Below are 22,750 nucleotides of genomic sequence, written 5' to 3'. Positions count from 1 at the left end.
GGGGCGAGTGCCGTCCGCTGGAGCGCGTGAACCGAAACCTTTAGGATGACGAAACTCGTGTGCCCAGAATCGATGCGCATCGAAATCTTCAATATGCATTTTGAATAGATCCGGATGACGAGGTCTTTGCGCGAAGTATGAAAAAACGATCAGTTGTCACGAAATGCAAATGTTCGTCTGTAACGTTTCAGGGTGTGAGAAATTATCGTGCGGTAGCAGGGCCTCGGGTCAACCGGCGGTGGGGGAAAAGCCTGAGAAAACAAGAAAGGAACGGATATGAGCTTCGCTCCAGACAGTCTTATTTCAAACGGTTCAGGTGGCAGTCCGTCAGGTTCGATGAGCGCGCTAGGAGGCCTTGCCGGATCAATGACTTCCGGCGTCGCCAATCAGCTAGGGCCGCTTGCTGGCCTCGCGGGTCATGTCGACACCGTGCAGCGGGCGGCGCAGCTTGCGCAGACCGGTTTCTCGCTGATGAACAAGCCGCCCTCGGCGGTGGCTGACACGATCAACAATACCGGCACCGCGGGTGCCGCGCCGCTGACCCAGCAGAACCGATACGTCACGCTCGACACACCTCTCGGAACCGATGTTCTGCTGGTGACCGCGGCGATCGTGGACGAACACGTGAACCAGCTGCCGGAAATTCACCTCGATCTGCTGTCCCATACTCAGGATCTGAAGCCCGAGGACCTGATCGGCCAGCAGGTGCATCTCAAGTTCGATCAACAGGCGCGGCAATCGACCGTCGAGCGGATCGTCGCATCCGATAGTGCCGACGAGTTCCGCTACTTCGACGGCTATGTCGCCTCGTTCGATCGAGCGGGCAACCCGGGCCGGGTCACGCAATATCACATGACGGTGGTGCCGTGGTTCTGGTTTCTGACGCGCTCGACGGACTGCCGCATTTTCCAGAACGAGACCGCGCAGGAGATTCTCTCAGGGATTTTCCAGGAACACGGTTTCTCCGACTTCGTTTTCGATATCCAGACGAGCCAGAATCCGCTCGAGTACGTGGTGATGTACCAGGAGTCGTACTTCAATTTCTGCGCGCGGCTGATGGAGCAGGAAGGACTGATCTGGACTCATCGTTATCAGAAGGACAAGCATCTGCTTGCGATTGGCGACACGAATCTCGTGTTCCAGCCAATTGATGGACTGACGACGGTGCAGTACGCCGATAGCACGTCGAGCGAGTTCAACGGTATCGACCAGTTGCACGAAGGGCGGCGCTTTGGAGTGGGCAAGGTGACGTTCCGCGATTTCAATCATCAGACTCCCTCGTCCCCGCTGATGCTGGTTGAGGCCGAGCCGCAAACGCTCAAACACGCGCGGCTCGATTCCACTGAGCGCTTCGAACACCAGTCGCTGTACGACCATAGCGACGACGGTAATCGCTATGCCCGCTACGCCATGCAGGCGGAAGAGGCGAACGCCTATCGCTATACCGGCGGTGGCTATGCATGGCGTATGACGGCCGCGGGCAACGTGACGGTGACGAATCACCCGGTGCAGACAAATAATCAGGAGTACGTGATCCTCCGTGTGCGTCACCAGGCGGTCAACGACTACACGCAACACGCTGCCAAAACGCCGTACCGAAACAGCTTCTCTCTGCTGCCGCAGAAGATAGCCTATCGCCCGCAACGGATCACGCCCAAGCCGCTGATTCAGGGCACTCAGTCGGCGATCGTCGTGGGCCCGAAGGGCGAGCAGATTTATACCAACGGCAGTTGTGTGAAGCTGCACTTCCTGTGGGACCGGCGCGGCAAGCTCGATGGCACGGATTCGATGTGGATCCGCATCTCGCAGCCGTGGGCGGGCGATGGCTGGGGGGCGGCGGCGATTCCGCGGATCGGCCAGGAAGTCCTCGTTGCCTTCAATCAGGGCGACGCGGATAACCCCGTGATCGTGGGGCGGGTATACAACGGCGATCAGGGCAACCCTTACCACGGCGCCGCTGGCCAGACGATGGGGATCAAAAGCCAGACGCACAAGGGCGCGGGTTCGAACGAACTGTCGATGAGTGACGTGAACGGTTCGCAGCTGCTGTACATGCACGCCCAGAAGGACATGAACACCGTCATCGAAGACAGCGAGACGCACCAGGTGGTCGCTGGATCTCGCACTGTGACCGTTGCGGCGGGAGATGAGACGAAGCAGATCGGTAAAGGCAATCTGACCGAAACGATCGCGCAAAAGCGCAGCACGACCGCGGCCGATGTTCAGGTCTTCACACCCGCAGGCGACGCAGGCGGAGGAACCCAGGTATATGGCGCGGACAAGAGCATTACGCTTGCGGTTGGTGACAGCACGGTCGTTCTCACGCCTGACGGCATTCTTCTGAAGCACGGCAGCTCCACCATTATGCTTAGTGATGCCGGTGTGTCGGTCAACGGTCAGCGTATCGATCTCAACAAATAAATATTGATAGGTTTCCTCATCATGTACTACGCGATCCACGAAGGAACGTTCGTACTGCCCGATGCAGCGCTGGACCGCACGGTCAATATGCTGATGTTGAACCAGGGGCCCGGCGGCTTCAACCTCGTGATCTCGCGCGGCCGCCTGCGCGATGGGGAGGATCTCGATGCGTTCATCGCGCGGGAGTGGGGGCTTGCGACACGCGAGGCACCGAAGCTCACCGAGCGTTCGCGCGAAGCTGTGACCGTGGGCGGCCGCCCTGGTATCCAGATCGATGCGACCCAGGAGCAGGACGGCAAGCTCAGGCATCAGTTGCAGAGCGTATTTCCGGCCGATGACAACGGCAGCGTGCTGGTGATGACGCTCACCTGCGCGTCCCCGTTGAGCGAAGAGCAGCGCGCGACGGCCGATCGGATGCTCGACAGTTTCGAGCCGCGCGTGGCGCGGCCAACGCTGGTCGAGCCGCCGGAGGACGCGAAGTGAGTGACGAACAGTACGCCGCCGCGCGCTATCACGATCCGATCCAGCATACGTCGCTGCTGGGCGATCTGCTTGGTATGGGTGGCTCGCTGCTGGGCGGTGCGGCCATCGGGTGGGCGCTTTCGACGTTGGCGGAAGGCGCCGTGGTGGCGGGACTGGCCGCGCTGGAAATCGGTTCGGGTGGCCTCGCAACGCCGCTCGTGATTGGGATCGGGATTGGCGTGGCCGCCGTCATGGAAGGAAGCGGTCTGAACGAGAAGATCGACAACGCGGCACATGCGCTGGGTAACGCGATCGCTCCGCCGGAGATCAAAGGCAAGATCACGAGCGGCTCGCTCAATGTCTACGTCAATAATCTGCCGGCTGCCCGCGCAGCAAAGCCGGGCGACATGGACACGATTGAATGCCAGAATCACTCCGGGCCGCAGATGATTGCCCAGGGCTCGGGCAACGTCTATATCAACGATCATCCCGCGTCGCGCGTGGGGGATAAGACCACGTGTGACGCCAGTATTGCAGAAGGTTCGGACAACGTATTCATTGGCGGCGGTACGCAAACGGTGCGCGATATCACCGCGGCGCGAAAATGGGTGGCATGGCTGGGAGCGGCAATCGGGATTGCGCTTGCCCTGTGTGGGCGCGGCAAGATGAATTGGGACGACTTCCTCAAGAGCAAGCTGCCTTGTCTCGCACTCAATATGGGCGCGGCGCTGGTCGGCACCGCGCTGGGTCATTTGATGCGGACCTCTGCTGGTCACCCTGTCAACGTGATCACCGGCGGCAAGATCCTGGACGGCACGCACGACACGGATTTTGTTTTGCCCGGGGCGCTACCGATCGTCTGGCGTCGTTTCTACAGCAGCCACGATGACCGGGCCGACGGTCTGTTCGGACTGGGTTGGAGCGTGCCAGTCAGTGTCGAACTGAAGCTCGGACGCGACGAAACGGGCCGCATCGAATCGATTACCTACTGGGACGAACAGGGGCGCGACATTGTATTTCCGGCGGTGCCTCCCGGAGAGAGCCATTTCAGCGTGCCAGAAGGCATCTACCTGATCTGCACGGCCGGCGGCCATTACGTCGTCGAGACGGTGGACGGCCTATACCGCGATTTTGGACGAGCTGACACCACCAGCGGCGATTCGCTGAAGCTCTGGCGGCTCGAGGATCGCAATGGCAACTGGATCGAGGTTCAGCGGGAAGCGGTTGAACATATCAGCCGGCCGGCTCGCGTACTCGACAGCGCCGGTCGAACCCTGAGGTTGACGTATGCGCAGGCGCACCCTCAGCGTCTCGCATCGATAGATCTAAGCCACGGTGTCGAGGGTGAACCCCCCGAAACGCTGGTGCGTTACACCTATTCCGATGCGAGCGAACTGGAGACGGTGACGGACCGCAGTGGACAGATCGTGCGGCGCTTCGCTTACGACAATGGTCTGATGGTCCGGCAGACCCTGCCGGGCGGACTGCAATCCTTCTATGCATGGCAAGGGACGGGACGAGACGCCAGGGTCGTGCGCCACTGGACCGATGATGGTGAGGAATACGTATTTGATGTGGAGCCCGAACACCGTGAAGTCACGATCACCGATCAGCTCGGACGCGTGACTCGCTGGACCTGGAACGCGGACCGGCAGCCGACCCATTATAAGGACGCGGAAGGCCACGAATGGCAGTTCGAATGGAATGCTCAGCGGCAACTGGTCAGCACGACTGACCCTGCCGGTCACACGACGCGCTTCGAATACGATGAGCGCGGGCGCCAGACGGCCCGAATCGATGCGCTTGGACGCGTCGAGCGAACCGAATGGAATGGCTTTTACGATCTGCCAGTCTCGGAGATCGATCCGGCGAATGCGCGATGGATCTACCGCTACGACGAACGCGGCAATCTGACGATGACGCGCGACCCGGCCGGGTTCGCGACGGAATATCACCGCGATGAGAGAGGACTCGTGCACACGATCCGTGATGCACGTGGCGGCTACAAGCATCTCGAGTGGAGCGCTCGTGCACAGCTGACCGCTTATACAGACTGCTCCGGCAAGACGACGCGCTTCGTGTACGACGCGCGGGGGATGCTTGCGCGTGTGATCGATGCCGCCGGCCACGAAACGGTCTACGAGGCCGACCCGATGGGGCGCGTCACGTCGATCGTGACGGCCGATGGTGCCCGTCAAACGTTCCGGTACGACTCAGGTGGGCGGTTGATTGAAGTCATTGATCCGAACCAGCGCAGCACCCGCTACGACATCAACGCGCGCGGCCTGCTTTTATCGCGCACGGATGCGGCGGGACGGGCGGTGGGGTTTGGCTACGACGAAGCCTTCCGGCTGGCGTCGCTGACCAACGAGAACGGCGAAAGCTACCGGTTCCGTTATGACCGCCGCGATCAGCTTATCGAGGAGGTGGGGCTGGACGGCTCCAGACGCTCGTACGCTTACGATGTATGCGGATTCGGTGTCGCTGCGCGGGAGGACGTCCTCGAGACGACGTACGAGCGCGACGCGCTTGGGCGGCTCGTGCGCAAGGTGGCCGTGCGCGAGGCCTGCGCTTACCTGTACGATAAGGCGGGCCGGATTGCGTCGGCGGAGCTCTACAGTGTCACGGCAAGGGGGCCGTCGCTGAAGAATCGGGTGAACCTGAAATACGGACCGCGCGGTGAGTTGCTCGAGGAGTACACGCCGACCGGATGGCTCGTACATAGCTATGACGAGTTGGGCAACCGGGTCAACACGACGATATCGGGCGAACATACGATTGACTGGCTGCACTACGGCTCGGGACATGTCCACCAGGTGCGCGTCGATGACACGACGATCACCGATATCGAACGCGACGATCTGCACCGCGAGGTGCTGCGCACCCAGGGCAGACTGACCAGCGAATTCGGCTATGACAGTGTTGGCCGCCGTGCCCAGCACACGGCGTTGCGTGGCGCGTCGACCGAAGCGTTACTCGGCAAGCAGTGGCAATACGATGCAGTGGGCGACGTGATGCAGAAGCGGGATATGCGGCACGGCGTCACAAGCTATCGCTACGATCCGACCGGGCGTATCGAGCAGGCGGTCGGGCCGGGGCTGCCGTCGGAAGTATTCCGTTGGGATGCGGCGGCGAACCTTGTGTCGGGGGATCACCCCGGCGGCTACGTCGAGCACAACCGGCTGCGGATGTTCGAGGACAAGCGCTTCGAATACGACCGCTTCGGGCGTCTGTCGCGCAAGCTGAGCGGGCGTGGTCCGACGAAGGAGCAGACATTCGAGTACGACGACTGGCATCAGTTGAAGACGGTAGTGACGAAGGACCGGATTGGTATCGCGACGACGCACTTCGAATACGATGCACTTGGGCGGCGTGTTCGAAAGCTGAACGGCGGGTACGCGAGCACGGATTTTCTGTGGGACGGGATGCGGCTCATTCAGGAGACGTATCACGACCGGCAGGGTGAAGAGGCGCTGACGTATCTGTATGAAGATGGCAGCTATGTGCCGCTTGCTCGGATCGATCATCATGCGCCGGCTGCGAATGATGGAACAAAACACGATACGGTCTATTATTTTCACAACGATGTGTCAGGCATACCGGAGGAGCTGACTGACGCAGGCGGGGAACTAGTCTGGCAGGCTCGATACAAGGTCTGGGGGAACGCGGTACAGGAAGAGTGGATCCAGCGTGCGCCGGCTCGAACGATGGTAGCGCAGGGCGAGCGTCAGGTGACGCCGTCGGCGTATGCCCCGCGACCGCAGAACCTGCGCTTCCAAGGACAGTATCTTGACCGGGAAACTGGGCTTCACTACAACACTTTCCGCTTCTACGACCCGGACGTCGGACGCTTCATCAATAAGGATCCGGTCGGGCTGAGAGGCGGGGTGAACTTCTATCAGTACGCACCTAACGCGGTTGGCTGGATAGACCCTCTCGGCCTGGCCCGTATCCCTAGCGACGTTCTTGGTCGCAAGGTCTATCAAGACGACTCATTGATTGACACGACCACGCCGGTGAGTGAAATGAGCATCAATCAAACGGCACTTAACTCGCCGAGCTTTGATAAGTTGAAGGGTATGATTAACAACGGCGCAACCAACCAGGATTTGATGGGGGCTGGCTACGCCCCGTTCGGACCAGACGGCAATCAGGTTAATCTTCATCACGTCCTTGGTGATGAACCCGGCCCCATGGTCGAACTGTCCGCGTCGACACATCAAAAGTATTACAGACAACTTCATGGCCTAATTGAAGATGGAAACAGTTTCCGAAACGATCCCGCGGCCGCCCGAGGATACGACCGGTTCCGTAAGCAATACTGGAAAGAGAGAGCGAGGAATTCACGATGCAGCTAGATATTCATGAATTGATTGAGCAAAACATTGCCGCAGGAGCAGAAATCGAAGTTGCGGGACCTGTATCGCCCGAGAAGATTCATCAGGCTGAGCAGATGCTTGGTGTCGAATTTCCTCCATCGTACAAGGCCTACATGGCCGAGTATGGTGCTCTCGAAATCGACGGTCGAACGTTTGCCGGACTTACGCCTAGGGAAGTGGGGTCTGCCGGTGATGTCGTCGCATTCACAAAGCACGCTCGCGAAAAGTATGGGCTACCAGAGCAATACGTAGCACTCGATTTTCAGGATGGCGATGCTTTCCTTTCTATCGATACCGCACAGAGAGATGCCGACGATGAATCGCCAATGGTATTGATAAGTCCAGTGAATGGAAAGCAGCAGGGACCTTTCGCCGCAAAGAGTCTGAAGGAGTTTCTGGTGAAATACCTTTCGGCCTGACTGCGTCGTCCTCGTCTCATCGCTGGCACGCCACAATGCCACCCGAAATCGCCCCCGCGATCTTTTCGATCGTCTCCGGATTCTGCAAACGCGGCTCTTCGTCCGGATTCGCAATAACGCCTGCTTCGACAAGCACCGCGGGCATCGGCGCAGTCTTCAGCACGACCAGATCGTCGAAGCGATGAATACCGAGCCGCCGGTCTATCAGCGGACGGTTTTCGCCCTTGATCGGCGTCGCGTGATACAGCGAGGGCGTTTCGCCCGCCGCGATCAGTTTCTCTCCGATCGCTCTCGCACAAACGAGGCTCTCCTGATAGTGCGGATTGCGTTCGGAAACGAAGATCGAGTAGCCCTTGAATTCTCGGCGCCGTCCCGCATCGATCCATGCCTGTGGCAGCGAGTCGTGATGAATCGAAATGAAGAAGTTTGCGTCAGGCCTGGCGTTGGGTCGGTCCGCAAGCGCGATCTCGCGGGCATCCGTGCCCGTACGGGTGACGCTATAACCATCAGCCTGAAGATCGCGCGCGACCGCTGCACTGAGATCAAGATTGTATAAATGCTCGACGCGCCCACTTGGTCCCGTCGCCCCCGGGTGCGCCGGTGTGTGCCCAGCGTCGACGATCACCGAAACGGCCTGGCAATGTACTGCGCACAACGCGAACACCAGCGGAATCAAGGTTGAACGCAGAAGTCTCGACAATTTATTCCGCTCGAATGGTGAGGTCTAACGCGCTCAGGTCACGAGAGACAGTGTTGGTATGCAAAGCGCATCGGTCTTGTGCGCGGGAATCATGTGGCGCTTAGTGTATCGACATCTCTCGATCGCGCGCAAGAAACACCATAGGGTTCCAGCCTTAAAAATTTACGCAATTTTTATTTACAGAATCCTTCGGTTTGCTATCGTTTCCATTGTGCGATAGTCAATCAGAAAGAGAGCGCGTACCATCCCGAATCGATGATTCGTCATAAAACTATGATGCGGTATGACATACGATGTGAGCGGGTTAATTTCCGTTTGTCAGGTTTGCGTTTGACGTGCACGTTCGCGAATGCATTCAAGCATTCCACGCCATCATGCCCAGTATCGAATCTGCATCGATCCCCTAACCGTTTGTGAGGAAATGATGGCCGAACAGCAAGTTGATCTTGCCAACGCAACACCCACGCCGGCAGGGACGTCACTGATTCCCGCGCTGAAATTCGAGCTTCGTCCCGAGCAGCAGATGGATCTGAGCAAGCTCAACAGCGAACAGACGACGCGTGTCAATCAGATCGTATCGAGCGTTTCGTTTAGCGACACGAACAGTCTTGTGTCGTTTGGCGCCGATGCGCAACGCGAACTAAGCCAGCATCTCGATGCACTGCTCGAGGGCATCCGCACCGGCGAAACAGGGCGCGCGGGGGAGGTCACGATTGCGCTCGCCACCACGATCAAGGAACTCAACCTGCCGAAGGTCAAGGCGGAGGTCGAGAGCGGCGGAGTGGCGGATCACCTCGGCCGTCTGCCCATCGTCGGGGGCTGGTTTTCCGCGCTACGTGCGCTTCAGCAGAACCACAAGAAGATCACCGACCATCTGGCGGCCATCGAGCAGAAAGCGCAAACGCAGCTCGAAACACTGCGCGCCATGAATGACAGGCTGGACCGGCTCGTCGACAGCAGCATCATCCATATCAAGGACCTCGAACTTTATATGGCTGCCGGGCAGATCCTGATCAAGCGGGCACGCGTGGAATTCGAACAGCGGCGTGCAGCCGCCGAGGCGTCACGCGACGTGATCGAAATCACGCGTTTGCGCGATTTTGCCGAACAGGTCAATGCGTTTGAAACGCGCATCGTGCGCATCCATCTGGCGCATAGCCGCTCCATCACATCGGTGCCGGAAATCCGGGCCTCACAGGCCGCGGCGTTGATCGAGATGAACAATCTGATGGACGGCATCCTGTTCGACCTGCCGGAACTGAAGCGCGCAATTCTTCGCGTGGCTTCGCTTGAACGCACGATGCAGGCATCGAAAGACACCCAGGCCCGCCGCGATCTGACGCGTGAACTTGGCAGCATTGCCGGCGATCAGCTTCAGGACGCCTATCTGAAAGCGAAAACAAGTCAGGGCGATTTCGTTGCCGATATTGCGGCGTTGTCGCAATCGGCGGACAAGCTGCTCGAGACGATCGAACTCGGCCGCCGGATCGATGCAGCCAACGTCGCGAAACGCGAACAGGCGATCGCGGATCTGTCGAGCGTCAACAGCAAATTCAAGGACGGTCTGCTCGAAGCCGGCAACCGGCTCGTTGGCAAGTCGACCCCTACCTGATCCAGAGCGGAGGCTCCGTGTTTACTATCCAGGGATTTTTTAACCCCTATCTTCCGGCGGGCCAGTCACGGCTCGATGCCGTGCTGACCATTTCGTCGAGCATCGAGTCTGCGGCCGGCATGCCTTCTGGCCGCAAAGTGGTGGGCTTCGTGCTTGACGTGTCCGGCTCGATGCACGGCGAAAAGCTGGCCCAGGCGAAGCTCGCGGCGCGTCGCGGTATCGACATGCTGGACGATGACACGTCGTTCTTCGTCGTGTCGTTCTCGGGTTCGGCGAAGGTCGTTGTTGCAGCCTGCCGCGCCACGGCCGAGAACCGGGCGAACGCGCATCGCGCCGTGCAGGATCTCGGTGCGGGCGGCTCCACGGCGATGTCACGCGGTCTGAAGCTTGCGCTCGCGCAGGTCCAGCAGAGCGGCGCGGAGATCGCGAGCGTCTACTTCCAGACCGATGGCGACAACGATCATAACGACAGTGACCAGCTTCCCGCGGTCATTGCGCAATGCCAGGGGGTGTTCCAGTGCGATTGCCGTGGCATCGGCACGGACTGGAAGCCTGAGCAGTTGCGCCGTATTGCATCCGCGCTGCTCGGCACGGCCGATGCTGTGATCGATCCCGCCGGTCTCGATCAGGATTTTCAGGCGTTTCTGTCCCGCTCGATGTCGAAGGGCATCGCGGGTGCAACGCTGCGCATCTGGTCGCCGAAGGTCGTCAAGGTGGCGACCGTCAAGCAGATGAGCCCCGATATTCTGGACTTGATGCCGCTCGCCAAACGCGTCGACGACAAGACGCTCGATATTCCGCTGGGCGCTTGGGCCGCCGAAACGCGCGACTATCAGCTCGCATTCGAACTGCCCACTGGCTCACTCGATGACGAAATGCTCGCGTGCCGCGCATCCGTAGTGTTTCAAGGACCGGCCGGCGAAACGAAAGTGAGCTGCGATCCGATCGCGGTGAGATGGTCGAGCGACGACGTGCTGACCACGCGCATCAGCAAGGAAGTTGCGCACTATACGGGGCAGTCGGAGCTGGCGGAATCGATCCAGGAAGGACTGGACGCCAAGGCGAACGGCGACGAGGAACGTGCGACCCGGCTGCTCGGTCGTGCCGCGCAGATTGCCGAGCAATCGGGCAACGACGAGGTGACGCGGCGTCTGAAGAAGGTCGTCGATGTGGTCGATGCGAGCACGGGTACGGTGCGGCTGAAGCGGGCCGACAAGGGCGCTGAAATGGAGCTGGAACTGGGCGGCACGAGAACGGTACGGCGGCGCTCCGGGACTACGCAGCAGCCCGTCGAAAAACAATCCTGAGAACTGAGAATCAGCCTGTCATGAGCGACATCTGTCCCAAAGGACACCTATCCACCGATCCCGAGTTCTGCTCAGAATGCGGTGCGTCGATGAAAGCGGGGGCATCGCTGGTGAATGCAGCGCCCGCGCCGGATACAGCACCGACGGCCGGCGGAGAAACCTGCCCCGACTGCATGACGCCGCGCCGTCCGGGCGCGCGCTATTGCGAAATGTGCCGCTACGATTTCGCGGCTCGCACGTCGTTCGGCGGGTTGGGGTCGAGCGCGACGCAACCGAAGCCGCAGGGCGCCGCAGACGTCGCGGCGACGAAGACGCAACCTGTGCCAGATTCGCTTGGTGCATCGATGCCGGCTGCTGCCGCGGCCCCATCCACGTCTGCGGCCAGAGCCGAGGCTCCGGTGCTATCCGCAGCACCTGTCTCAAACGCCTCTCCCCCGGACGCCAGATCCGCAGCCGATCTGCCCGCGACAACCACACCGCGGCTCAAGCTGCGCATTGTCGTGGACGCCTCGCTCTACACTGAGCTTGCACCGGATGTACCGTGCCCCGTGGACACCCCGGCGAAGGTGTTCCACCTGGACCTCGACGAAAACACGCTAGGCCGCCAGTACGAAGGCAAGGGCATTCACCCGGAGATCGTGATTCACGACCCTGGCATTTCACGCCGTCATCTGAAGTTCGTGCGCAGTCCTGAGGGCGCGTTTTCGGTGCTGGAACTGGGCTCCTCCAACGGCACGCTCTTCAATCGCAACACGCTCGAGCCCGGCGTCGAAACGCTCGTCAAGCCCGGCGACGAACTGACACTTGGGATGTGGACGCGCGTCTACGTCGAAGGCCGTTGACCCAGGCGTATCGAAGACCAGAATAACCAAGAGGTAACCATCATGTCGTCGACCCATCTGCCGGCCGATTTCAGCGGCGCTTCGCAGCAGGCGAGCCGCTTCAACGTGCCGGCTCAACTGCGGATCAGGCAGGCCGTCATTGCGGCGCTCTCGCTGCTGGTTGCGCTGGTCGGCTTCTGCGCCTACCGCTCCTATGCGACGGTGGTGCAGACGATCGGCAAGGACTCCGAGCCATCGATAGTCGCGGCCGAGAATATCCGCAGCACGCTGAGCGACGCGCATACGTCGATCATCAATGTCTTCCTGACGGGAGAAGGTCCGGACGGACCGGGCGCAACCGAATACCGGAAATCAATGGCGCAGGCCAACGATCATCTCGTCGCCGCTGCGCAAAACATTACCTATGGCGATGAGGAGCGGCGTCCGATCCTCGACATCATGGATCACCTGTCCGAGTATCAACGCCTGATCGGCCTGGCGCAGGCACCAGGCGGCAATCTCAAGGCGCTGGGGCAGGCCGACGATCTGATGCGGGAGCGGATCGCTCCCGCCGCCGAAGCGCTCGCCCAGGTGAACTTCGAGCACCTCGATACGGCGTTTACCGATGGCCGGATGACGGCGCATCGCTGGCTCTATGCGTTCATCGCACTTTCGCTGCTGTTGCTCGCCGTGCTGCTCGATACGCAACGCTATGTGTATCTGAGCTTCCGACGGCTGATCAATCCCGCGATTGCGGCGGGCACGCTGCTGTTGATCCTCGCCGTCGGAATGTTCTCGATCCAGGCCGCTAACGTGATGTCCAGCATGCGCGTAGCGAAGGAAGACGCGTTCGATTCGGTCTACGCACTATCTCGGGCCCAAGCCGTCGCATATTCTGCGAATGCGCAGGAAAGCGTGTATCTGCTGACCCAGGACAAGGACGAACAGGCTCGCCAGACTGCGCTGTTCAAGGACTCGGCGCATCGGCTGTTTTCCGTGGATATGGCTAATGTCGCGCAACTTCCGGCGGATCTGAAAAGCTTGCAGGGTCAGGGGCTGCTTGGCAATGAGCTGGCGAATATCACGTTCGATGGCGAGGATGCCGCTGCGAAGGCAACGCTGGCAGGCTGGCTCGATTACGTGCGTATCGACCGGCAGATTCGTGCGCTCGAAGCCGCTGGGCGTCACAAGGACGCAGTAGCGTTGTGCCTGGGCACGCAGCCGGGCCAGTCCGACTGGGCATTCGAGCGTTTCGTCAAGGCGTTGCTGAAGACCATGGACATCAACCAGACGCAATTCGATCTCGCGATCGGACGCGCGTTCGGCGAAGTACGCTGGCTATGGGTACTACTACTACCGGCCTTGCTGTGCCCACTCCTCGGTTCGCTGTTCGGCCTGCAGCAGCGTTTGGCGGAGTTCCGCGAATGAGCGACGTCGAAGATCTGGTCGCCGTTTGGCAGGCGCGCCTCGCCGCGGTGACGGCGAACATCAACGAACTGTCCAGTGCCGAGAGCACGAAGCGGATTCGCATCCGGACTCGTGAAGGCCATTACACGGGTGTCACGAAGCGGCGTGCGGAAGCGGCGCTGGCCTCGTTAAGCTCGCTGTCGGACGATTACCTGCTGCTTGCGCGTGTCGTCGACGAGGCGCTTGAAGCACAACGCGGCGGACTGTTCGTGTCACGCGAGATGCGTCGCGAGAAGGTGCTGGCGCTGCTGGAGGGCGCGTCGATTGCGCGGCCCTCCAAGGCCGTGCCGCTCAAGAACCGGACGCTGCTCGAGGCGGCGGTCGGGCACGCCTCGATGACGCCCGCCGATCTGCTCGCGCAGATGCAGAGCAGCTTCGAGGCCGCACGCGACGCGCTGGCCGATATCGACGGTGCGGAAAGCACGACGCAAACCGAGCTTGCGCAACTGCACAGCGAATATGCGAGCCTCGATGCGCGTGCATCGCGCATCAAGTCGGCCACAGAACGGCCGTCGTTTGTCGAGCTCCAGGGCCTGCAGGCCGACCCGCTCAATGCGCGCGCCGGCATGGCGTCGATTGGCCGCGGCCTGGCCGCGTGGGCGACGATGCTGGACCGCCTGGAGTCGTCGCAGGCTCAGGCGAGTGCCGGCCTCGCGCGTGCGAAGACGGCACTCGCCGAGCTACGCGGACTGTCGACCGCCTGGCAAGCCTCGGCGCAACAAGTGCAGATGCTGCTCGGCGCGGCAGGCGCGCAATCGTTGACGCATGCACCGACCGATCAGCTCAGCATGCTGGAAAGCTGGTGCGACACGCTGGAAGGCAGCCTGAAGGTCGGACAGTGGGATGCGGTGAATGTCGGATTGAGCCGGATCGAGGTAGCGCTTGACGAGGCGCTGACGCGTGGCAAGGCAGCTGTGGCCGAAGCGCAGGCAAGGTGTGCGGAAGTCGAAGAGATGAAAGGGCAGTTCACCGCCTTGAAGGCCAAGGAGCGCGCTCTCTCCGCACAGTTGCGGCGCGACGTCGACAGCGAGGCGTTGCGCGAGCGGATTTCGCTGGCGCTAGCGGCGCGGCCGCTCGACGTCGCGGCGACGCGCGCGTGGCTCAAGCAGTATCAGAACCTGCTGCTGACGCTGAGTCATTGATTGCGTGAATGAATCGGTGAGCGAATCAATGAGTGAATCAAAAACAACCGGGGCAGTGCATAACAGGAGTGATCAAATGACGGCAGCCTGCAGCTATTGCGGCGGCACGATCGTCGACGGGGTGTGTGAAGATTGCGGCAAGCCGGCCAAGGCCGTTTCGCTGATTGCCGCGGGTACGGGCGGCATCGATGCCGCGCCGCCGCCACTGCCCGATACCACGACGACGGGCCGCACGCGCAGTTCGACGCGCTTCACGATCAACTATCCGACGCGCGGCACGGGCAAGAACGCGACACGGCCCACGCGCCGCCGTGCCGGCATCTCGACGCATACCAGCACGCGCCGCAATGCGCTTGGCGGTGGATTGATCTCGCTGCCCGATCTGCCGAGCCAGGATCCACTGAAGCTACTGATGGCGACGCCGGAAGTGCCGACGCGCAAGCGCCACTGTCCGAAATGCGATGCGCAGGTCAACCGGAGCAAGGGGTTCTGCCCGGCCTGCGGCACACCGTACGACTTCGAGCCGCATCTGAAGCCGGGCGACGTGATTGCCGGCAAGTACGAAGTGAAGGGCGCCATCGCGTTCGGCGGCCTAGGCTGGATCTACCTCGGCTTCGATCAGATCCTGTCGCGCTGGGTCGTGCTCAAGGGCCTGCTCAACGCCAACGACGAAGCCAGCGCTGCAGCGGCGGTCGCTGAGCGGCGCTACCTCGCCGCGGTCAAGCACCCGAAGATCGTCGGCATTTACGACTTCGTGAATCATGGCGCCGAGGGCTTCATCATCATGGAGTACGTCGGCGGACAGACCGTGCACAGCCTGCGCAAGGCGCGCGGCCCGCTGCCGGTGGCCGAAGCCATTGCGTACATATTAGGAATACTGCCGGCCTTTTCGTATCTGCACAGCCAGGGGCTCGTGTATTGCGATTTCAAGCCGGATAACGTGATGATCGAAGGCGGCGACGTCAAGCTGATCGACATGGGCGCGGTGCGCAAGATCGGTGACCCCGATGGCGATATCTACGCGACGGTTGGCTTCGCGGCCCCCGAGGCGGACAGCGAACCGATCGCCGTTTCGGATCTGTACACGCTTGGCCGGGCGCTCGCGGTCCTGATCATGGAGTTCAAGTTCACCTCGGCCTACGAGCACGCGCTGCCATCCCCGGACGAGTTTGACGTGTTGGCGCAGAATGAGTCGCTGTATCGCTTCCTGCTGCGCGCGACCCACGTGGATCCCGATGAGCGCTTCCAGAACGCGGATGAGATGGCTGAGCAACTGTTCGGCGTACTACGCGAGATCGTCGCGCTCCAGACGGGCCCGAAGCCCGCCGACAGCAAGGTGTTCACCGGTGACCGCCTGCGCGATGTGAGCGTCGAAGAGCTGGTGGCGAAGCCTGCGCCGCTCTGCCTGCCGTCGCTGCGTGTCAATCTCGAGGACCGTGCGGCCAACGAGGTGATCCGCGTGCTGAGCCTGATGGACATCGCGCAACAGGTCAAAGAGTTTCAGGCGTTGGTCACCAAGTATGGCGACCGCGCAACCGAACCGCGCCTGCGTCTCGTCGAAGTGCTGATCGGCAACGAATGGCCGAGTGCCGAGGAGCGCGCCGCGATCATCACCGAGACACTCGATGCGCTGGAAGCAGCCGATCCATTCGACTGGCGGCCAAGCTGGTTCCGCGGACTCTGGCAAGTGGTCCAGGGCGACGGCGCACAGGCGATGACGCTGTTCGAGCGCTGCTACTTCGAGATGCCGGGCGAGCTCGCACCGCGTCTCGCGATGGGAGTCGCCGCTGAAGTCGCAGGACAACTCGAGCAGGCATTGCCGTACTACGATCGGGTTGGCCAGGTCGACCCCGCGTATGTGAGCGCGCATCTAGGCGCGGCGCGTTGCCATGCGAAGGCAGGCCGTCTGCATGATGCGGTGGCGGTGCTAGGCCGCGTGCCTGACAATCATGCGCTGCATGCGTTGACCCAACTGGTGATCGGCGAAACGCTGCTGGCCTATCCGGCGCTGGTCGACAGTTCGCTGTTGCAACGCGCCGACGCCGCGGTCAGCCAGGCGCTGGCAGCCGGTGGGCATGCGTATGAGGTCGCGGCGCGTTTGCTGTCGCTGGTGGTATCGCGCATTCGCGATTTCAGCTGGCCAGGCGGCGCGACGTTCCTCGGCGTGCCGTTTGCGGAGACGCCGCTGCGCCTGGGCGCCGAGGAGCAATTCCGTCGTGCCGCGCACGAGGCGGGCTCGGAGAGCGAACGTTTTTACTGGATCAGCCAGGCCAACCGGGTCCGGCCGGTGACCTTGTTCTGAACGCAACCACGCTAGATGCCTGCAAAAGGACAGTTTGTGGAACATTGCATGAAATGCGGCGAGGTGCTCGCGCCAGGATTTGCGTTCTGTGAAGCGTGTGGCGCGCGGGTGGGTGCAGCCGCGGCGGACGGCAACCCCGCGCAGATCAACGCGGCCGGCGCTGACACCGCACTCGCGGGTGAAATCAAGCCGCGCTGTCAATGCGGTAGCGTGGACTTCGAAGACGGCTTCTGCACGGCATGCGGCCTCAAGCTGACAAAGTCGGACGTGGTGGAGGTGGCGACGCTCGGCGAAGGGGCCGCGAGCGCGACGCACCGCGGCCGCCGGCATCTGGACAACCAGGACGCGGTCGGCATCGAGGACGTGGCGGGCGGCCTTGCGCTTGCTGTGGCCGATGGTGTCTCGACGTCGTGGCAGGCGCGCAAGGCCGCTGACACCGCTATTAGCGTCGCGTTCGCAGCGCTACGCAGCGCACAGGCGCAACAAGGACGAGAGCGCCTCGAGAGCGCGGTGAGAGCGGCGCATCGAGCGGTCTGTGAGCTCGACTATGGAACCACGGGCCTCGCGGAACCGCAAACGACGTTGGTGCTAGCACTAATCGAGGGCGAACAGTTGTCGTATGCGTGGGTTGGCGATTCACGGCTTTACCTGTTCGACGACAGCGAGCCGCGCCTTTTGACAGAAGACGACTCGTGGTTAAACGAGCAGGTCAAAGCGGGTCTTCCCTTGCAGGCCGCACTCAAGGATGCGAACGCACACTGCATCACGCAGTGTCTCGGCATGCGCGATGCCGAACCGGTGATCCATACGGGGGCGTGCCGGCTGAGCACCACCAGTTGGCTGCTGCTGTGTTCCGACGGCCTGTGGAATTACTTCTCCGAGCCGGCAGCGCTATGGACCCGCCTCGCTGAAGGGGCAGGTGATGCCCCGCTGTCCAGCCGGTGCGTGCGCCTCGTCGAGCTTGCGAATGCGGCAGGCGGCCAGGATAACATCAGCGTTGCTTTGTACCGTTTGCGCTGACATAGGCCACGCTGGCCCGGCGCCTGGCCTTCAGGTCGTGAAGAGCGCTTCGTGGAAACGTATGTGGTCCGAAATTCTCGGGCTGTTGTTTCCCGTTTCGGCGGCCTTTGCTGGCGCGTCCGAGTTGCATCACGATCAAAGCGCGTAGTCGGGTGCATCCCGATCGAGTAATCGGCGAACGCTCGCGAGGTGCTGGCGCGCGCTATCCTGCTCGCCGCCCCGCATCTGCCGGTAGGTTTTTGCGGCAATGCCGGGATCGACGATTTTCAGCGGCCTGCCCGTCGAGAGTGCGAGCCGTTGCACTTCGCATGCGCGTTCCAGATAGTAGAGGTCGTCCCACGCCTCGGCGATCGTTGCGCCCACCACCATCACGCCGTGGTTCTTCAGGAATGCGATGTCTGCATCGCCGATTGCATCGGCAATACGATCGCCTTCCGAACTGTTCAGCGCCAACCCGTTGAAGTTTTCGTCGACGGCTGTGCGACCATAAAACTTCAACGCCGTTTGTCCTGCCCACAGCAGCGGCGGTCCTTCGAGCATTGCCAGCGCGGTCGCATTCGGCATATGTGTGTGAAAGGCGACCTTGATGCGCGGCTGCCGCAGATGCACGCGCGCGTGAATATAGAAAGCGGTGATCTCGGGTACGCCGTCGCCTAGCACGACATTGCCATGCATATCGCAGACCAGCAGTTTCGACGCGGTGATTTCGTCGAACGCGTAACCGTACGGATTGACGAAGAACAGGTCGTCGCGGCCCGGCAGTACGGCAGACAGATGATTGCACACGCCTTCGTGCATGCCGAGTTTTGCCGCCATCCGGAAACACGCCGCGAGATCGATGCGCGCTTCGCGGATCGCCGCCGTATCGAGTTCGTCGGGTGCGATTTTTGCACGCGCCGAGGCGGGTACTGAAGTGAGGCCATGTGCCATTGCTCTCTACCTCCAAAGTGATAAATGCAGACTCCGCGAATGCGGGCGGGACGTCAGTGGGCAAATGATGCCATTTTTCTCCGGGCGTATGAATTCACAGCATGGCATTCAATCCTTCCCGGGGATGCCGGGCAGGGCGTCCGGAGCGCGGTTCCGGACTTTGGTGTACAGATGTATGGCAATGTTGTAGTAATGTTTCAGGGTAAGATGGTCGGGCAAGTTTCCCTGCGGCTGCCCCATTACTCGCCTGAACACCCCTCGTCTTGCGCTGCACACGCGCTGAAAGAGCTAATCCTGAATACCTATGACGTAGTTAGACGTTCGCGAGAGCGTCTTTCAGCGGAGATACAAATGAAAAATGGAAAACCTAAGCGTACCCGGCAAGATGCCGAGCGCCTGTTCGAAGGACTGCCCCAGGCAAGCGTCAGATCGGCGAGCCGGCCCACCAATCCATTCGAAGAAGGCGCGTTCGATGAGGTCGAACGCGTCGACGAAGAAGCCAAACTGTGGAAAGACAATCTGGTTACGTTGCCGCTGGCGATCGAGTTGCCTGCAGGCTATGCGTCCGTGTCCGCCGTGCGTACCGCCATGGAGCGGGCATGGCGGCTGAAGTGGGTGAGGGAGGGCAGGAACGAGGTGGTGACCGACTTTCCAGAAGGGTGGTCGGCCGTGCGCCCCGCAAGCGGACCGATCGAGTTGCGCGATCCGGCCGGCGTAGTCCGAGCCGTGTATGGATGGGCCGAGGATGCCGAGCTGAGGATTTTGCCGCGCTATCTGGTGGAGTCGCAGACGAACAGCTCGAGCGGCCTCGGCAGTCTGCTTGTCCGTGATCGTGAGAACGGTCAGATCCTCGAGCGCTCGTCGATCTGGTCGGCGCAGACCGGCACCAATCATCCGGATTGGGCCAAACTGTCGGCATGGCTTGACAGCAAGTATCCACTGCACCGTGATCCGCTGCGGCTATGGGCCGACTGCGAAGCCAACCGCGCTTAAAAAAGCCGTCCAGCTTGTGGCCGGACGGCATTTCCTCGACATCGCTTCGTTAGTGTCCTGCTGCTGCTTCGATAATGCAGCAGTGCCGATACCGCTTAGAACGTGTGACGGATACCTGCGGTCACCGCGACCTGGTTGTTATTGGCCGAGGCTTCGGACAGACCGTTGATCATCGCGCCGATATTCAGACCCGATTCGATCACGTGCTGATATTCGCCTTGCACGTACAGCTCGGTGCGCTTGGACAGCAGATACGCGGCCTGAATATCGACCTGATTCCACTTCGGATCCGCGCCGTTCAGGCTGCCGTCGGTGTACGTGTAGTTGCCGGCGAGGGTGATAGCCGGCGTGATGTAGTACACGCCGTTGATTTCATAGTTGTTGAAGCGGGCGCTGCCGCCGTTCAACGCCAACCCGCCGGTTACGCCAGACTGACTCGCGGAAATGCCGAATGCCTGGTTAAGCATGGTCTGCGTAAATACGAAGCCTGCCGTAGCCGGGCCGAAGACGTATTTGACGCCGGCACCCCAGGTGCGCTGGCGGCCTGCGAAGAAGGTATTGTCGCCATCGAGCACGCCGTTGGTGTTCGTAATGACAGCCGAGGTGACGTCGTTGTTGATCTGCAGGTAGCCGGCTGCGACGGTCAGGCCGAGATAGTTATACGACGCACCAAAGCTGTACGCGCGGTTATTCGAAAACTCACCCGCTTCGTTCGAGAAGCCGTACAAACCTTCGAACTTGAGGCCGTTGTAATTGGCGCTCTGATACTTGATCGAGTTGTCGATACGGAAATCGTTGTCGAGGTTATCGTTGTCGAACGGGTGGGCGAAGTACGTGCCGCCGTATTGCGTGCCGGTCAACGCCAACGGGCCGAGGTAATCGACCACGCTGTCGTACTGTCGGCCGAGGGTGACCGAGCCATACTGGTTATCGGACAGGCCGACGAACGCCTGACGGCCAAACAGACGGCCGTTCTGGCGAAGCGCGCCGGTGGAGACATTGAAACCGTTTTCCAACGTGAAGATAGCCTTCAGACCGCCGCCCAGGTCTTCCGACCCACGCAGACCCCAACGGCTCGTATTGATGGCACCGTCGGTTTCCTGCACGTTGCTGTGGCCACCCTGATTGTTCGTGTAGGTGATACCCGCGTCAATCAGGCCATACAGCGTAACGCTGGTCTGAGCATGTGCAGCAGTCGCAAAAGCGCCCGTCAGGGCAGCTAACATTACGGCCTTTCTCATTTCTTAGCTCCGGGAACAGAATACTGAATTGTTTATATATAGAGCCCGCTTTCCAGCAACGGCTTCGCGCACTCGCAGGCAAAGCAAGTCCACCGACGTGCAACTCGTGCAACGCGCGCGCTCGTTTGGGGGCATGTGAAGTGTAGAGAGGGGCTTGTTGAGCGAATCCGCGAATTTGCGCAATTCTGATTTTGACGGCCGGCAACGATACGTGCTGCACGCGCCGCTAAGCCCTGATGGCAAAGGGATTCGGCATTTTGCAAAAAATCTGCGGAGGGTAAGGGGATGAGTGGCTCGACCGTTGTATGTGGCCGCAGCGAGAGCAAAAATGATGCGCAAATACAACGACAACAACGGGAGTCTGAAGGCGCGTGTGTGCGTGCGCCTCGACTGCGCGCTGCACATAACAGGAGGGGGTGTAGCGTGTTTTACGTCCGCGATGGCTGCGGGATGGACGAACCGAACTCCGACGCCGCGAGAAGTTCTGGGCCGCCGAGCATGCTGTGGAGCATCGGATTGAAATGCCCGATCAGATGATGAATGAACGTGCGCGTCCTGGCCGAGAAATAACGGCGGCTTGGGTAGGCGACGCTGACCTCTATCTGTGGCAGATGGTAATCGGTGAGTAGCGGTACGAGCCTGCCACGCATGATGTCCTGCTCGATCAGATAGCTGGGCAGCACCGCGATACCCATTCCGACCAGCGCGAACTGCCGCAACATCTCGGTGTTGTTCGCGACAATCGCGTTAGTGGGGCTCACTCTCACCTCGCCGGCCCTGCCTGTAAATGCCCACTCTTCGCCCCAATAATCGGTAGAGAGCGAGAGGCACGGATACTCGAGCAGATGCTCGGGATGCGTCGGCGTGCCGTGCCTTTGAAGATACTCGGGCGGCGCGCAGACGGTCATGAAAGCGGTTGTCAACGGCCGCACCACGACGCCTGCGTTACCGGTCTGCCGCGCCACCACGATGCCTGCATCGAAACCGCGTTCAACCAGATCGACGGGGCGGTCCACCAGCGTGATATCCGGCGTGACCCGCGGGTAGCGCGCCGTATAGCCTTGTAGTACAGGCGCAAGCTTATGCAGGCCGAATACCATCGGCGCCACGATACGCAGGGTCCCAGCAGGTTCGAGGTTGCGCGATGCGACCATCTGCTCGATATCGTCGAGTTCCTCGAGAATCTGCCGCACACGCACGAGATAGGCGTGACCGGACTCGGTTGGAGACAGGCTGCGGGTGGTGCGATTGAGCAATCGCGTCCCCAGACGGTCTTCGAGATCGGCGACGTGGCGTGTTGCTACTGCATTGGAGATCCTCAACGCGCTGGCGGCGCGGGCGAAGCCGCCAAGATCTGCCACCTTGACGAAGATTCGCATCGAATCCAGATGATCCACAGGACAACTCCTACCGCTGGCGAAACCCGGCGAACGAAATGAGCCGCACCGTTGCGGCGCGGCATGGCTCGCATCAACTATTCTTCAAACTGGCAGATTGTATGGGGTCGTCAATGACGATACTCTGACATCGACAT

General features: G+C 61.0%; 15 protein-coding genes and 1 pseudogene. 12 read left to right on the top strand and 4 right to left on the bottom strand.

Annotation, left to right across the window (positions count from 1 at the left end):
• Positions 1-276: 276 nt before the first annotated feature.
• Genes P3T24_RS09245 through P3T24_RS09230 form a run of 4 tightly spaced genes read left to right on the top strand, consistent with a single transcriptional unit; the run spans position 277 to position 7,681 of the window.
• Positions 277-2,421 carry a type VI secretion system Vgr family protein gene (locus P3T24_RS09245; RefSeq protein WP_429433980.1) on the top strand — a complete coding sequence of 715 codons (2,145 nt, stop codon included), beginning with the start codon at positions 277-279 and terminating at the stop codon, positions 2,419-2,421.
• A gap of 21 nt (positions 2,422-2,442) precedes the next feature.
• The gene (locus tag P3T24_RS09240) at positions 2,443-2,904 is read left to right on the top strand and encodes a DcrB-related protein (RefSeq protein WP_429433977.1); all 462 of its coding nucleotides are present in this window, start codon (positions 2,443-2,445) and stop codon (positions 2,902-2,904) included.
• Positions 2,901-7,241: an RHS repeat-associated core domain-containing protein gene (locus P3T24_RS09235; RefSeq protein WP_429433974.1), complete on the top strand. Its 4,341-nt coding sequence runs from the start codon at positions 2,901-2,903 to the stop codon at positions 7,239-7,241. The genes P3T24_RS09240 and P3T24_RS09235 overlap by 4 nt, the downstream gene beginning before the upstream one ends.
• Complete coding sequence (locus P3T24_RS09230; RefSeq protein ID WP_429433972.1) at positions 7,232-7,681, top strand: SMI1/KNR4 family protein; 450 nt, start codon at positions 7,232-7,234, stop codon at positions 7,679-7,681. The genes P3T24_RS09235 and P3T24_RS09230 overlap by 10 nt, the downstream gene beginning before the upstream one ends.
• 16 nt (positions 7,682-7,697) lie before the next feature.
• On the opposite strand, the gene P3T24_RS09225 is transcribed toward P3T24_RS09230, so the two are convergent.
• Positions 7,698-8,357, bottom strand: coding sequence for an N-acetylmuramoyl-L-alanine amidase family protein (locus P3T24_RS09225; RefSeq protein WP_429434297.1), 660 nt, complete (start codon positions 8,355-8,357; stop codon positions 7,698-7,700).
• A 448-nt stretch (positions 8,358-8,805) separates the two neighbouring features.
• Here P3T24_RS09225 and P3T24_RS09220 point away from each other — a divergent pair, with 448 nt between their 5' ends.
• The 7 genes from P3T24_RS09220 (at position 8,806) to P3T24_RS09190 (ending at position 18,052) form a co-directional block, all read left to right on the top strand.
• A complete protein-coding gene (locus tag P3T24_RS09220; RefSeq protein WP_429433969.1) occupies positions 8,806-9,993 on the top strand; it encodes a toxic anion resistance protein in 1,188 nt (395 codons plus the stop codon).
• A 17-nt stretch (positions 9,994-10,010) separates the two neighbouring features.
• A complete protein-coding gene (locus P3T24_RS09215; protein ID WP_429433966.1) occupies positions 10,011-11,300 on the top strand; it encodes a VWA domain-containing protein in 1,290 nt (429 codons plus the stop codon).
• A gap of 20 nt (positions 11,301-11,320) precedes the next feature.
• Positions 11,321-12,142 (top strand): FHA domain-containing protein, encoded by an 822-nt coding sequence (locus P3T24_RS09210; protein WP_429433963.1) that lies wholly within the window; start codon positions 11,321-11,323, stop codon positions 12,140-12,142.
• A 42-nt stretch (positions 12,143-12,184) separates the two neighbouring features.
• A complete protein-coding gene (locus P3T24_RS09205; RefSeq protein WP_429433961.1) occupies positions 12,185-13,549 on the top strand; it encodes a hypothetical protein in 1,365 nt (454 codons plus the stop codon).
• The gene (locus P3T24_RS09200; protein ID WP_429433958.1) at positions 13,546-14,730 is read left to right on the top strand and encodes a hypothetical protein; all 1,185 of its coding nucleotides are present in this window, start codon (positions 13,546-13,548) and stop codon (positions 14,728-14,730) included. The genes P3T24_RS09205 and P3T24_RS09200 overlap by 4 nt, the downstream gene beginning before the upstream one ends.
• A gap of 76 nt (positions 14,731-14,806) precedes the next feature.
• Complete coding sequence (locus P3T24_RS09195; protein WP_429433955.1) at positions 14,807-17,032, top strand: tetratricopeptide repeat protein; 2,226 nt, start codon at positions 14,807-14,809, stop codon at positions 17,030-17,032.
• A gap of 48 nt (positions 17,033-17,080) precedes the next feature.
• The gene (locus P3T24_RS09190; protein ID WP_429433952.1) at positions 17,081-18,052 is read left to right on the top strand and encodes a PP2C family protein-serine/threonine phosphatase; all 972 of its coding nucleotides are present in this window, start codon (positions 17,081-17,083) and stop codon (positions 18,050-18,052) included.
• 135 nt (positions 18,053-18,187) lie between these two features.
• Here the strand turns inward: P3T24_RS09190 and P3T24_RS09185 are convergent, their stop codons facing one another.
• Positions 18,188-18,982 (bottom strand): aldolase, encoded by a 795-nt coding sequence (locus P3T24_RS09185; RefSeq protein ID WP_429433949.1) that lies wholly within the window; start codon positions 18,980-18,982, stop codon positions 18,188-18,190.
• Positions 18,983-19,333: 351 nt separating this feature from the next.
• Here P3T24_RS09185 and P3T24_RS09180 point away from each other — a divergent pair, with 351 nt between their 5' ends.
• Entirely contained in the window at positions 19,334-19,975 is a 642-nt protein-coding gene (locus tag P3T24_RS09180; protein WP_429433946.1) for a hypothetical protein, read from the top strand.
• A 95-nt stretch (positions 19,976-20,070) separates the two neighbouring features.
• Here the strand turns inward: P3T24_RS09180 and P3T24_RS09175 are convergent, their stop codons facing one another.
• Positions 20,071-21,216, bottom strand: a complete 1,146-nt coding sequence (locus P3T24_RS09175) for a porin (protein WP_074264097.1) — start codon at positions 21,214-21,216, stop codon at positions 20,071-20,073.
• A gap of 491 nt (positions 21,217-21,707) precedes the next feature.
• Positions 21,708-22,613 (bottom strand): annotated as a pseudogene (locus P3T24_RS09170) (LysR family transcriptional regulator); the annotation flags it as partial.
• Positions 22,614-22,750: the final 137 nt, after the last annotated feature.

Source organism: Paraburkholderia sp. GAS33 (assembly GCF_050436645.1).
Taxonomy (GTDB): Bacteria; Pseudomonadota; Gammaproteobacteria; order Burkholderiales; family Burkholderiaceae; genus Paraburkholderia; species Paraburkholderia phenazinium_B.
This window is presented reverse-complemented; position numbering and strand designations above follow the sequence as displayed.

Excerpts from the sequence above, each read along its gene's own strand:
- P3T24_RS09185 (WP_429433949.1), bottom strand. The coding sequence starts at position 18,982 with ATGGCACATGGCCTCACTTCAGTACCCGCCTCGGCGCGTGCAAAAATC.
- P3T24_RS09175 (WP_074264097.1), bottom strand. The coding sequence starts at position 21,216 with ATGAGAAAGGCCGTAATGTTAGCTGCCCTGACGGGCGCTTTTGCGACT.
- P3T24_RS09200 (WP_429433958.1), top strand. The coding sequence starts at position 13,546 with ATGAGCGACGTCGAAGATCTGGTCGCCGTTTGGCAGGCGCGCCTCGCC.
- P3T24_RS09210 (WP_429433963.1), top strand. The coding sequence starts at position 11,321 with ATGAGCGACATCTGTCCCAAAGGACACCTATCCACCGATCCCGAGTTC.
- P3T24_RS09195 (WP_429433955.1), top strand. The coding sequence starts at position 14,807 with ATGACGGCAGCCTGCAGCTATTGCGGCGGCACGATCGTCGACGGGGTG.
- P3T24_RS09180 (WP_429433946.1), top strand. The coding sequence starts at position 19,334 with ATGAAAAATGGAAAACCTAAGCGTACCCGGCAAGATGCCGAGCGCCTG.
- P3T24_RS09245 (WP_429433980.1), top strand. The coding sequence starts at position 277 with ATGAGCTTCGCTCCAGACAGTCTTATTTCAAACGGTTCAGGTGGCAGT.
- P3T24_RS09240 (WP_429433977.1), top strand. The coding sequence starts at position 2,443 with ATGTACTACGCGATCCACGAAGGAACGTTCGTACTGCCCGATGCAGCG.
- P3T24_RS09220 (WP_429433969.1), top strand. The coding sequence starts at position 8,806 with ATGGCCGAACAGCAAGTTGATCTTGCCAACGCAACACCCACGCCGGCA.
- P3T24_RS09205 (WP_429433961.1), top strand. The coding sequence starts at position 12,185 with ATGTCGTCGACCCATCTGCCGGCCGATTTCAGCGGCGCTTCGCAGCAG.
- P3T24_RS09230 (WP_429433972.1), top strand. The coding sequence starts at position 7,232 with ATGCAGCTAGATATTCATGAATTGATTGAGCAAAACATTGCCGCAGGA.
- P3T24_RS09190 (WP_429433952.1), top strand. The coding sequence starts at position 17,081 with ATGAAATGCGGCGAGGTGCTCGCGCCAGGATTTGCGTTCTGTGAAGCG.